The organism is Streptomyces sp. NPDC043176, from assembly GCF_056436715.1.
This window is the reverse complement of sequence record NZ_JBWKCA010000004.1, coordinates 107,147-118,657: the sequence shown is the minus strand read 5'-3', so window position 1 is coordinate 118,657 and position 11,511 is coordinate 107,147. Positions and strand designations below refer to the sequence as shown.

Genomic DNA, 11,511 nt, shown 5'->3' with positions numbered 1-11,511 from the left:
CGCACCGCCGGGACGGGGAAAAGGAGCGGGTCCGAGGGCGTAGCCTGCCCCCGGACCCTGTCGATGCCGCTCCCATCACACGCCGGCACGCTTGAGGACCCGGGTCATTCGTCATTGCGTCGCGTCCTGCCTTTGGACCACCGCCGATCGAGCTCGGCGGACCAGATTCGAACTGGCATTTCGACGCACCAGGGCCCGGGCCCGGTCGATCCGGCGATGAGCGGCGCATGCTGAGTCTGGAGCAATAGTCTGAGATTGACCGCGGTCTGCCTCTGCCTGGTTGGGCCACCCCGGCACGGAGTGCCGGGGGGAGGACTCGAACCTCCACTGGAACCGCGGATGTCACGACAAGGCTCAGCTTCAGCTTTGCGCTCCTCGCGCACCCCGGCCGTCTTCTGTGGCCGGGGAGTCTGTGGGGTGTCTTGGCTACCCGAAGAGGTAGCCGAAGACGGCGTCGCCGACCCGCTGGTCGGTGACCTCGGCGCCGTTCGCCTCCTCACGGGCGAACTTCACCGCCTGCTGCAGCTTCTCCACCCGCGTCAGCAGCTCGTTGACCCGGCGTGCGGGCAGCGCGCCCGAGAACTTCACCGTCGTCCAGTAACCGACCGGCACGTCTTCGTAGTACACCTCGACCTGCGCCGGGTGCTTGTCCGTCGCCTCCGCCTTGACGTGGTTGCGCGGCACCTTCTTCGTGCGGACCGTACGCACGACCTCGGTCTTCCACGCGTCGGTCGACGGGTCCTGCGTCCACGACTCGGCGGCGTCCAGCACCGGAAGCTTGCGGACGAACGTGCTGATGTCCGTCAACTGCTTCTCCAGGAACAGCAGATACGCCACGGGCACCTGCGCCACGAGCACACGCCCGTCGACCACGACGTCGGCGCGCGCGTCGCAGTTCGCCCAGTCCTTGGTGGCCGTCACATCGAACAGCCGGGTGAGGGCCCGGGCCGTGTCACGCAGCACGTCCTCGGCCTTCACCTGCACCAGCGTCGACTCGGGCGGCAGTTGTTCGCCCTCCTCGTCCTTCGGCTGGTACGTGCGGGAGATGCCGGCGAGCAACGCGGGCTTCTGCAGGCCGTGGTGAGCCGCCGTCAGGTCCTGGTGCGCCCGGGACTTGACGCCCTTCTCCACTGCGATGATCTGATTGAGTTTCGTTGCCACGTCGCCGACCTTAGAACGACGGGCCCCGCCGGATCGAACGGTTTTCCGCCCGCCGGTCGAGACCCCCTCGGCCTGCCTCCCAGCGGCCCCACGGACGGCCCCGCCCTGCCCGCCGTCACCGCCGCTGCCCGCCGTCACCGCACCGCGTTGTCAGTGGTGGCTGGAAGGCTGGAGGTATGAACGGCGATGAGCAGCTCCTGCGCGGCCGGGTCTACGGCCACGACCACGACGACCCCGACCCGGGCCCGATCCCCGGCCGGAGTTACGCGGCACTCGTGGGCGGGCCACTGGACGGACTGCTCCTGGACGTCACGGACTGGCGGCCCGAGGAGGTCGACGACGGTGCCGCACTGGCCACCGAACTGGGTCAGTGGCCAGGCGGACGCTCCCTGTACGATCCCCGCCCCGGCGAAGCCCGTAGACCCGGCCCCGGCGTCGTGGCCCGCTTCCACCACTCCGGCGACACACCCTGACCTGCCCTGACGTGCCCTGACCCGTCCCACGGCCCCGCTCGCGGGTGCCGGGGACCCGGGAGCGGGGCCGTGGGACGGGAAGAGGGGTGGAGCGGGCGGAGGGCCGAGGACAGCGGGGCGGGGAGAAGCGGGGGCCTACGGGGGTCAGCGCGCGCCGAAGACCTGCGTCCAGTAGGGGCCGCCGGAGCTGTGGATGCCGATGCCGATCTCCTTGAAGTCGCAGTTGAGGATGTTCGCCCGGTGACCGGGGCTGTTCATCCAGGCCTCCATGACCTGCTCCGGGGTCTTCTGCCCCATCGCGATGTTCTCGCCGTACGTCGACCACGGGTAGCCCGCGGCCGTGACCCGCTGCCCCGGACCGTCGCCGTCAGGGTTCGTGTGGTCGAAGAAGTCCCGGGCGGCCATGTCGTCGGAGTGGCCCTGGGCGGCACGGGTCAGCGCGGCGTTGGCGCTGAGCGGGCCGCAGCCCGCCTTCGCCCGCTCCGCGTTCACCAGCGCGATCACCTGGTCCGCCGCCGACTGCTGCCCCGTGTCCTGCCCCGAACCGCCTCCCGGACCGGTGTCCGTGCCGCCCGTGGGCGTGGCGCTCCTCGTCGGCGCCGCCGTCGTGGCGGCCGGGGTCGTCGGGCGCTTGGACGCCGGCGTCGCCGTGCTCGGCCGGGGACTCTTCGTGGGCGTGGGCGTGGCCGTGGCCTTCGTCGGAGCGCTGCTCGGCGTCGCGCCGGTCGAGGCGGACGCGGAGGGGGACGCGGCGGTTGTGGACGGGGAGGCGGTCAGCGTGCCCGGTTCGTTCCCCAGGGGAAGGTCGAGCCCCGGCGCGGCGGCCCGGTTCGCCTCCAGCCGGTCGTCCCCGTCGCGCCCGGACTGCAGCGAGAAGGCCCCCGCGGTCACCGCCGCGACGGCGATCCCGGCCGCGACCGTGGCGCGGCGACGCGTGCGCTCGTCGGCCTGACGGCGTCGCCTCCGGACCGCACGGCTGCTGCGCGAACCGACCACCGCGGCCGCGGAGACATGACCGGACGGACCGGATGAATCCGCCGTATCGGGCAGGAGGGCATAGGTCTCGGTCGTGTCGAAGGCTTCGGAGGCATGGAAAGCGGTGCGACCGGCCGACTCCGCCGGCATCTCCCCACCTGCACCTGCACCTGCACCTGCACCTGCTCCTGCCCCTGTTCCTGCCCCTGTGGCGCGGCCGGCAGCCGCCGTGGCCGTGGTCGACGCGTGGAAGGGCACGGCCGCCACGCTTCCGGTGGTGCAGTGGGCGCACCGAACGGTGTGACCGGCCAGCTCGTCACGCCAGGCGGCGCTCGGCCGACCGTCCCAGGTGGCGATCTGCCGGGCCAGACCGGGGCAGCGGGGTTCGCGGCCGAGAGCGGCGGTCACGGACCCGGCCGCGTCCAGGCGTAGGCGTACCGCTTCCATCCGCATCGCGGTGTCGTGAGTGGACCAGCTCAGCGCGGCGGCCGTCTCGTGCCGGCTCAGCCACCCCTCCTGCTCCAGCGACCACAGCGCGGTCATCAGGGCGTCCTCGACGTCCAGCCAGAGCAGGACCTCCGCGGGATGGGCACCCGATCCGGCGCGTACGGCCGGCTGTGCCCGGAGGCCGGCCGCGTACGAGAGCGTGCTCGCCACGGCGACCGAGACGATCCAGGGGCGTACCGCCTCCACCTGCGGCAGAGTCCCCAGGGTGAACTCCGCGCGTCCCAGGGTGTCCTGCACGACGGCCCGCACGACCTCGTCGGCACCCGGCCGGCCGTCGAGGGCCCGGGCCGCCAGTGCCTGGACGAGCGGCTGGTAGACGGCCACGAGGTGCTGACGCACCCAAGGCGCCCCCCACTGCGCCGCCCGTATCAGCTCCGCATCCGTCAGCTGCTCAAAACCCATGGTCCGCTGCACGCTGTCCGTCCTTCACTTACCTCTTGTGGAGTTCCTTGCACAGGGGAGAGCCTCGGCCCGGGACACCGATAACGGAAAGACGAAATCCGATTCCGTGACGTGGGTCACAAGAGCCGACTGGTGATCGACGACGGTCACGGCCGCTGATTCCGCGTCGCCGGAATCCTCATCCGGTCCACCAGGTGATCCGACGCCGCATGCCACCGCGCGAAGCGCCGTGAAGGTCAGAGCGATGCGGGCCTCGCCAAGTCACCCCCTGGTGGAAAACCTCCAAACCCGGCAGACCATCCTTGTACCGGTCAAGATTACCGAGCCCGTCCGCCCGGCAGCAGACTGGCAGGACGAGGCGACCCAGGAGGCCGCCCGTCCTGTACGTGACGACAGCTGGGACACCACACCGTGAGCGAACGCGTCATTGCGCCCAAGAGCCGGGGCTTCCTCTTCCTCGACTCCCACCCGGGTGGCTGCCGACAGGTGGTGGACGACATGTGGCGGGCCGTCCCCGCACCGGCCGCGACCGGAGGCGAAGGGCCGGTCGCGCTGGTCATCGGTTCGTCCGCCGGGTACGGCCTGGCCGCCACCATCGCGGGTCTGGCCCGCATCGGCATACGGGGCATCGGCGTGTGCTTCGAGAAGGCGCCCGCGCGGCGCACCGGAACGGCCGGCTGGTACCGGACGGCCGCCACCGCCCGGCTCGCCCGGCAGCACGGGCGGGACATGGTCTTCCTCAACGGCGACGCCTTCGGCGACGCGATGAAGGAGGAGGTCGCCGACCTCCTCGCCGAGCGGTTCGGCGGACGTCTCGACTACCTCGTCTACTCCGTGGCCGCGCCTCGCCGCACCGACCCGGACACCGGCGAGGTGTACGCCTCCGTCCTCAAGCCCGTCGGCTCGCCGCACACCACCAAGACCCTCGTCTTCGACCAGGACGGCACACCGGAGGTGAAGGAGGTCACCACCGCACCGGCCGAGGGGGACGACATCGAGCAGACCGTGGCCGTGATGGGCGGCACCGACTGGGAACGGTGGGTCACCTTCCTGGCCGACCGCTCCCTCCTCGCCGAAGGCTTCACCACCGCGGCCCTGTCCTACATCGGCTCGCCCCTCACCGCGGCGATCTACCGCCAGGGCACCATCGGCCTGGCGAAGTCCCACCTGGAAGCCACCGCGCGCACCTTGGACGAGCGCCTCGGCAAGGCCCTGGGCGGCAGGGCCGTCACCTCGGTCAACGCCGCCGCCGTCACCCAGTCCTCCACCGCCATCCCCGGCATCGCCCTGTACGTCGGACTGCTGCGCGGCGTCCTCGGCGACGACATGGTCGCCCCGATCGGCCAGCTCGTACGGCTGTGGGACCAGCTGACCGGCGCCGAACCCCTCGACCTCGACGACGAAGGCCGCGTCCGCCTCGACACCTGGGAACTCGCCCCCGCCGTCCAGAACGCCGTCGCCGAACGCTGGTCCACCGCCACCAGCGACTCCATCACCGACCTCGCCGACCTCGACTGGTTCAGCGACGAGGTCCGCCGTCTCTACGGCTTCTCCGTCCCCGGCGTCGACTACGCGGCCGCCGTCGAAACCGACGTCGCCTGGCCGGCCCCGACCACCTGACGCGCCCGCCGAAGCCGAGCCACGACCTCGTACCCCGAGCGCGTCGAACGGGCCGCGACTCCGTACCCCGATCACGTCGGTCGGGGTACGGCGGCTGCCGCCCGAGGTCAGGACCCCTGCGGGGAGAACCCCTCCGAGGCGACCTGCTTCACCACGGCCTGCTCCACGGCGGACTCCTTCGCGGCGGACTCCTTCGCGGCGGCGACGAACGCGCGAATCCGCTCGTGGTCCTTGACGCCCCGGGAGGACTCGACGCCGCTGGAGACGTCGACCCCCCAGGGGCAGGCCCTGCCGATGGCCTCGGCGACGTTGTCCGGCGTCAGGCCGCCGGCGAGGAGCCAGGTGCCCTGGGGGCGACCCGACTCGAGGAGCGTCAGGTCCCACGGCTCGCCGGAACCCGCGTGCGGGGAGTCGAGGAGAAGGACCTCCTCGCCGTAGGCACCGACCCGCGTGTCGGGCCGGTCGCCGAGCGACGTGGCCCTCCACAACCGCGGAAAGATCCCGGCCGCGACGGCGAAGTCCTCCTCCTGGTACGCCGTTCCGTGCAACTGCAGTGCACCGAAACCGAGCTCACCGGCGATACGGGCGGCATCGGCGGCCGGCGTGTCGTTCACCACCAGAACGGACAGGACGCCCTGCGGAACGTGGGCCGCGAGCCGCGCCGCCCGATCCCGTTCGAGCCCGCGCACGCTGGTCCGGCTGATCACCAGCCCGACGGCGTCCGCGCCCGCCGCGACCGCCACGTCGATGTCGTCGGTCGTCCCGAGCCCGCACACCTTGACGAACACTTCTCTCTCCTCTGCTGAACCCGGCGCTGCACCCCGACCCTACTCATCCCGCCGCCGCTCCTCGATGTGATCCCCGCATGCCGTATGCGCTATCAGCATGCGAGTTGCTAGGTTGGCAGCATGATGGGTACGGAGGAGCTCCTCAGGCTCACGGTGTCCGCCTTGATGTCACGGACCGGCGAGCGCCAGCAGGACCTGGCGGCAGGGCTCGGCCAGTCCCAGGCACAGGTATCGCGCAAGCAGCGTGGCCAGCAGCACTGGTCACTGGAGGACATCGACCTCCTCGCCGCGCACTACGGCCTGCCCGTCCTCGACCTCCTCGCCGGTCCGACCCACGCGGTGGGCGTCCTGCACGGAGCGGTGACCAGCCTGCAGCCGTCGAGCGAGCCGACCGTCGGCCTGCCCGCGCAGTCACCGCCCACGGCGGTGCCACCTCCGCCCGCACCGCCCGCGGAGGATCTCCTCAGCCCTGCCCCGCCGGAGTCCCCGGGCGAGGCGGAGCCGGCCCGGCCCGATCCGCAGCCGTCGACGGACCATGCCCCGCAGCCGCAGCCGCAGCCGCAGCCGCAGCCGCAGCCGCAGCCGCAGCCGTGCGTCCTGTGCGGCCAGCCGGCCCTGGACGATGTCGACGGCTACCCGCAGCACCTCGACCCAGCCGAGTGCGCGGCAGCGATCGCGGCGGCGAGCGTGCCGCAGCCCGCCGTGGCCCCGCAGCTCACCTCACCCACGCGGCTCACCTCGCCCCCACAGTCCGGCGCGCCCCCACAGTCCGGCGCGACCCCGCAGCCCGGCCCGACGCCCTTGCCCGCCGCGAACCCGCAGCGCAGCACGCTCCCACAGCCCGCCCCGACGCCCCGACCGTCGACAGCAGCAGATTCCGAGCAGCCAGAGGCGCCGCCCGCCACAGGAGCGGGGCGGGCACCGCGTCGCGGCACCATCCCGGGTTACGCCTCCGAAACCCTCGTCGAGCAGATCACGGATCGGGTGCACGAGGTCCTCGACGCGTGCGACGGCGATGTGGACGCCGCGCAGGCGGCACTGATCAAGTCCGCGATCCCGGACGTGATGGCTCTCCTGAAGGTCTCCCGGGTCGGTGGCCGCTATGAGCATTCCGAATTCCCTCCCACCCAGGAAATCCTCAGGAAGAAGTCCCAGAAGGGGGCGGACGAGATCTGGGAGGGCCGTCCGAAATGGCGTAACCGCGAGTTGCTCGCGGCGGCGAAGCGGGGAGAGCGGATCGAGGTGACCGCGCTCGACATGAACGCGGCTTACCTGTCCGCGCTCAAGTCGTGGTTGCCGATCGGTCAGCTCCGTGAGGACACCAGCGGTGTCCACGACCCGAAGAAGGCCGGAGTCCACCTCGTCACGCCGTCCCCGTGGGACCACGCGGACCTCCCCGATCCGCTGGGGAACCGTATGGAACCGGGTGAGTTGTGGGTGAGCGAGTCCACGCTCCGACTTCTGCTCGACTGCGCCCGCCAGGGCTTGGCTGACCCTCCTGTGATCCATCGTTCCCTCGTGTCCGGCGCCTCCGAGGCACTGCTCGAAAAGCTCCGCCGCGCCCTGGCGGAAACGCGGAAGGACGCTCTCGTCAAGGGCGACGAACTGACCGTGGCCTATGTCAAGGCCATGTACTCCAAATTCGTGTCGACCATCGGCGAGTCCAGCGCGAACCGTGAGATCCGCCGCCCGGACTGGATGCACATCATCCGCGCCAAGGCGTTCGCGAACCTGTGGATGAAGGCCAACAAGGCACGCAGGGCCGGACTCCAGATCGTGGAGATCTCGGGCACGGACGAACTGCACGTCGTGGGGGACTGGCGCACGGTGTTTCCGGAGGGCCGGGACCTGAACGAGGTCAAGGAGAAGTCGACGTACATGCTCGGAGGTAAGCGCTGATGACCGGATCCCCGGACCTGTGGTCCCGCTGGGGCGAGTGGCAGAAGGCCGACGCCCGAGGACTGAAGGGCGGTGAGGCCCTGATCCTGGAGCTCAACAGGGTCGTCCACGCCTCCGGCATCGTCTCGCCCGTCACCTCCAGGCGCGGCCTCGCCGCCCGCCTCCGCTACCTCGACAGCCCCGCCGGTCGCTCCGCACTGGCCGAGCAGGGCGTCACCTCCCGTACGCTCCGCTCCTGGAGCCGGGGCAAGGCCACCCCCTCGGCCGCGAGCCGCGAGCGTATCGACGCCGCCTACTGGGCCCGCCGCCGCGAGAACCTGATCAAGTCCGGCTGGCTCACGCGCCACCTGGACAACGACGGCCGGGGCAGCCGCATGGAGATCTACCCCGTCGACCAGAGCCACGTCGAAGCCAAGTACCAGCGCCCCAACATCAGCCAACGCTCCATCACCGTCCGCTACATCTGGAGCGACCTCGTCGACGCCTGGGCCGCCCGCGACCGGAACCTCATCGACGAGATCTGGGACGACGTCATCTCCGACCTCGACTCCGACTACGCCGCCTACGCCTACGTCTCCGCCATCGGCATCAACGCCTGACCGCCGGCACGACCTCCGGCCGGCCCCGACTGCCCGTCCGGGGTGTCGGGGGGGCGTCGGAGATCCGTGGGAGAGCTGTCGTCGGCGGCTGCGAGGGCCTGCCCATGAACAAGTTCAAGAGAGCGGTCCTCACCCTCACCTCCGCGTTCGCGCTGACCGTGGGCGCCGCCACCGCGGCTCACGCCGGCGGGAACGTGACCTGGCGAAGCGCCTGCACCGACCTGTGCCTCGCCTCCATCGACGACGACTGGGGCAACTCGAGAGACGTCGCCATGCGAGGCTGCGGGAACGCCGGGGCCACGTGGTACGAGCAGGCCCTCGGCGACGGAACGTGGCTGATGAGGACCACGTCCGACAACGGCTACTGCCTGACGGCCTGCAGCGACCACGACGTGTACATGGAGCACTGCTCCGGCAACATCCGGCAGCGCTGGTCCGAGGAACGGGACGGTGACCGCGGCGTCTGGCGCCTCAAGCACGCGGCGACGCAGTGGTACATCACGGACTACGACCGTGGCCTGCAGATCGGCGTCGACCCGCTGAACCACTGGGACAGCCGACCGTGATGGCACTGACGTCGTCCGGGACGCACCCAAGGTGATCGCCCCCGGATGAGCGAGCGTGAACACCGCGGCCTCGGGGGAGCGGTGTTCACGTCGTGTGCCTGACTCGGGTCGCGGCCGCGACGGGCAGCGCGGCGTCACCGTCGGCGTCCAGGCGTGCGAGGAGACGCAGACCGTCCTCGGCAGGGCTGCCGGGCCGGGCGGAGAGCACGAGGAGTTCCAGACCGGCGTCGTCGGGCAGGGCGAAGTTCTCGTGGTGGAGTTCGAGGAGCCCGACGAGAGGATGACGGTAGGTCTTGCGTCCGTGGGTCCGGGCACGTACGTCCGCGCGGGCCCAGAGCCGCCGGAAGCGCTCGCTGCCCATGGCGAGTTCGCCGACCAGGGACGCGAGGCGGGGGTCGCCGGGGTACTTGCCGGCAGCGAGGCGGAGGTGGCCGACCACGTCGAGGGTGCACGTCTCCCAGTTCGCGTAGAGGCCGCGCTCCGTTTCCTCGAGGAAGACGTGCCGGGCGATGTTCAGGCCGGGCAGGGGACGCCCGTAGAGGAGGGCGGCGAGGCGGTCCCCGGCGAGCACGTCCAGCCGGTGGTCCATGATCTGTGCGGGTGCGTCGACGACCAGGTCGAGGACCCGTCTCATCTCGGGCCGGACGCGCCCGGCCGGCGTCTTGGCACGGCGACCGCCGGGTCGACACGGGAACGCCGGGTACGCAGGAACCCCGCAAGATCGTCCATGGTCCCAGTATCGCCCGCGAAGTACCGGTGAACCTGGCCCTGCCAGTACCAGGAAGACCCGTCCTGCGGAAGCGGCGCCCCTGAACGACGGGCGGCCCGGCACCCAGGATCGAACGCGGCCGACACGCCACCGAGAGCATCCGATCCCAAGGAGATCCCATGAAGACGCTCATCGTCCACGCCCACCCTGAGCCCCATTCCCTCAACGGCTCCCTGAAGGACCTCGCGGTGTCGACACTGGCCGGCGCCGGGCACGACGTACAGGTCAGCGATCTGTACGCCATGAACTGGAAGGCGGTCGTGGACGCCGCCGACTACGGCCCCGACGCGTCGAGCCCCCTGAAGGTCGCCCTCGACTCGGGCCGGGCCTTCGACGCCGGCACGCTCACCCCGGACGTCCGCGCCGAGCAGGAGAAACTGCTGTGGGCCGACACCGTCATCCTCCAGTTCCCCCTGTGGTGGTACACGATGCCCGCCATCCTCAAGGGCTGGGTGGACCGGGTGTTCACCTACCGCTTCGCGTACGGCGTCGGCGAGCACAGCGACACCAGGTACGGCGACCGCTTCGGTGAAGGCACCCTCGCGGGCCGGAGGGCGCTGCTGTCCGTCACCGCCGGCGGCCCCCGGTCGCACTACGCCGCCCGTGGGATCAACGGCCCCATCGACGACCTGCTGTTCCCGATCCACCACGGCATCCTCTACTACCCCGGCCTCGACGTACTGCCCCCGTTCGTCCTGTACGGCACCGACCGCATGTCCGCCGAGGACTACGCCGCCGCCGCCAAGGCCTGGGAACAGAGCCTGCTCACCTTCGAGTCGACCGAACCGATCGCCTTCCGCCGCCAGAACTTCGGCGACTACGAGATCCCCTCCCTCCACCTCAAGCAAGGACTGGAACCCACCGGCCGCACGGGCTTCGACCTCCACGTGCGCGGCTGACCCCCCGACCGCCGGGTGCCGCCGCCCCCGCGACGACGGCCGACTACAACGAGACCCTCCGCTCCTTTGGCGTGACCCCCCGAAGCGCCCAGAGGCCGTACAGCGCGAGCAGCGGCTTCACGGCGATCCACTCACCGGGACGGTAGTCATCCGCCCGTACGAGCCTCTCGGCGAGATCAGGACGCTGCCTTCGCAAGTACGCGCGAGCCTTGAGCGCATGAGCCGGCTGAGAGACGATCTTGATGCGATCGGCGTCCTCGATCAGCGGGATCACGTTCGAGACGTTCTCCCACGTCGTCGTGCTCTCCTCCTCGAGGACCACGACCCCCTCGAACCCGAGCACCGCCCTCGCATGGTCGGCCATCACCCGGGCCTCCGTCACGCCACCCCCGACCGCACCGCCGCTGAAGACCACCCGAGCCCCCCGCACCCCCTCCGCCGAGATCGACCTGATCCCCGCGCGCACCCTCCACCGGTTGACGACGTTCGCCGTCTCCCGACGATTCCGGTACCCCAGCACGACCACCACCTCGTCACCGCCCACCCGCCTCCCCACAACCGCCCGCGACCACCCCCGGTTCACCCACTCGCCCCAGACCAGGACCGCCGCCCCAGCCACCACCACCTTCGTCCTTCGCCGCATCCGGCGACTCTAGGGCGTTCACCGACGCTCCCGCAGAAGCCACGGACGACGCGGGGCCGCCGGCACCGGCCTCTCCGGCGCCGCAGCCCGCGGCTCCCCGTGCGATGACCACGGCTGCCGCGGCGGCCCACGTCGTACGGTGCACAGTCCGTTCGTGTCCTTGCGGATTACGGGTGCCTTGTGGAGGCTCCCGTGCCGTTGCTTGCCCTG

At 71.1% G+C, this 11,511-nt stretch carries 10 protein-coding genes and 2 pseudogenes; 6 read left to right on the top strand and 6 right to left on the bottom strand.

Features of this window, described 5'->3' with window-relative positions; genetic code table 11:
- Positions 1 to 301 precede the first annotated feature (301 nt).
- Both AC067A_RS07805 and AC067A_RS07800 read right to left on the bottom strand, forming a co-directional pair.
- Positions 302 to 389, bottom strand: a pseudogene (locus tag AC067A_RS07805).
- A gap of 37 nt (positions 390 to 426) precedes the next feature.
- Positions 427 to 1,161 (bottom strand): DUF7873 family protein, encoded by a 735-nt coding sequence (locus tag AC067A_RS07800; protein WP_478615976.1) that lies wholly within the window; start codon positions 1,159 to 1,161, stop codon positions 427 to 429.
- A 176-nt stretch (positions 1,162 to 1,337) separates the two neighbouring features.
- On the opposite strand from AC067A_RS07800, the gene AC067A_RS07795 reads away from it, so the two are divergent.
- The gene (locus AC067A_RS07795) at positions 1,338 to 1,634 is read left to right on the top strand and encodes a hypothetical protein (RefSeq protein WP_478615973.1); all 297 of its coding nucleotides are present in this window, start codon (positions 1,338 to 1,340) and stop codon (positions 1,632 to 1,634) included.
- Positions 1,635 to 1,778: 144 nt separating this feature from the next.
- Here the strand turns inward: AC067A_RS07795 and AC067A_RS07790 are convergent, their stop codons facing one another.
- Entirely contained in the window at positions 1,779 to 3,530 is a 1,752-nt protein-coding gene (locus AC067A_RS07790) for a CAP domain-containing protein (RefSeq protein ID WP_478615970.1), read from the bottom strand.
- A 399-nt stretch (positions 3,531 to 3,929) separates the two neighbouring features.
- Here AC067A_RS07790 and fabV point away from each other — a divergent pair, with 399 nt between their 5' ends.
- Complete coding sequence (gene fabV / locus AC067A_RS07785) at positions 3,930 to 5,138, top strand: enoyl-[acyl-carrier-protein] reductase FabV (RefSeq protein WP_478615967.1); 1,209 nt, start codon at positions 3,930 to 3,932, stop codon at positions 5,136 to 5,138.
- Positions 5,139 to 5,245: 107 nt separating this feature from the next.
- Here the strand turns inward: fabV and AC067A_RS07780 are convergent, their stop codons facing one another.
- The gene (locus AC067A_RS07780) at positions 5,246 to 5,926 is read right to left on the bottom strand and encodes a phosphoribosylanthranilate isomerase (protein WP_478615964.1); all 681 of its coding nucleotides are present in this window, start codon (positions 5,924 to 5,926) and stop codon (positions 5,246 to 5,248) included.
- Between the two features lie 120 nt (positions 5,927 to 6,046).
- Between AC067A_RS07780 and AC067A_RS07775 the strand changes: the two genes are divergently transcribed.
- The 3 genes from AC067A_RS07775 (at position 6,047) to AC067A_RS07765 (ending at position 8,990) form a co-directional block, all read left to right on the top strand.
- Positions 6,047 to 7,825 (top strand): helix-turn-helix domain-containing protein, encoded by a 1,779-nt coding sequence (locus AC067A_RS07775; protein ID WP_478615961.1) that lies wholly within the window; start codon positions 6,047 to 6,049, stop codon positions 7,823 to 7,825.
- Entirely contained in the window at positions 7,825 to 8,424 is a 600-nt protein-coding gene (locus tag AC067A_RS07770) for a hypothetical protein (RefSeq protein ID WP_478615959.1), read from the top strand. Before AC067A_RS07775 ends, AC067A_RS07770 begins: the two co-directional genes overlap by 1 nt.
- A gap of 104 nt (positions 8,425 to 8,528) precedes the next feature.
- Complete coding sequence (locus AC067A_RS07765) at positions 8,529 to 8,990, top strand: hypothetical protein (protein ID WP_478615956.1); 462 nt, start codon at positions 8,529 to 8,531, stop codon at positions 8,988 to 8,990.
- Positions 8,991 to 9,075: 85 nt separating this feature from the next.
- On the opposite strand, the pseudogene AC067A_RS07760 reads toward AC067A_RS07765, so the two are convergent.
- Positions 9,076 to 9,663, bottom strand: a pseudogene (locus AC067A_RS07760) (MmyB family transcriptional regulator); the annotation flags it as partial.
- Positions 9,664 to 9,878: 215 nt separating this feature from the next.
- On the opposite strand from AC067A_RS07760, the gene AC067A_RS07755 reads away from it, so the two are divergent.
- Positions 9,879 to 10,658, top strand: a complete 780-nt coding sequence (locus AC067A_RS07755) for an NAD(P)H-dependent oxidoreductase (protein WP_478615953.1) — start codon at positions 9,879 to 9,881, stop codon at positions 10,656 to 10,658.
- 43 nt (positions 10,659 to 10,701) lie between these two features.
- Here the strand turns inward: AC067A_RS07755 and AC067A_RS07750 are convergent, their stop codons facing one another.
- Positions 10,702 to 11,301, bottom strand: a complete 600-nt coding sequence (locus tag AC067A_RS07750) for a YdcF family protein (protein ID WP_478615950.1) — start codon at positions 11,299 to 11,301, stop codon at positions 10,702 to 10,704.
- Between the last annotated feature and the right edge of the window lie 210 nt (positions 11,302 to 11,511).

What these genes read in the sequence shown, in the direction of transcription:
- AC067A_RS07765 (WP_478615956.1), top strand. Translation starts at nt 8,529, where the DNA reads ATGAACAAGTTCAAGAGAGCGGTCCTCACCCTCACCTCCGCGTTCGCG.
- AC067A_RS07750 (WP_478615950.1), bottom strand. Translation starts at nt 11,301, where the DNA reads ATGCGGCGAAGGACGAAGGTGGTGGTGGCTGGGGCGGCGGTCCTGGTC.
- AC067A_RS07755 (WP_478615953.1), top strand. Translation starts at nt 9,879, where the DNA reads ATGAAGACGCTCATCGTCCACGCCCACCCTGAGCCCCATTCCCTCAAC.
- AC067A_RS07795 (WP_478615973.1), top strand. Translation starts at nt 1,338, where the DNA reads ATGAACGGCGATGAGCAGCTCCTGCGCGGCCGGGTCTACGGCCACGAC.
- AC067A_RS07770 (WP_478615959.1), top strand. Translation starts at nt 7,825, where the DNA reads ATGACCGGATCCCCGGACCTGTGGTCCCGCTGGGGCGAGTGGCAGAAG.
- AC067A_RS07775 (WP_478615961.1), top strand. Translation starts at nt 6,047, where the DNA reads ATGATGGGTACGGAGGAGCTCCTCAGGCTCACGGTGTCCGCCTTGATG.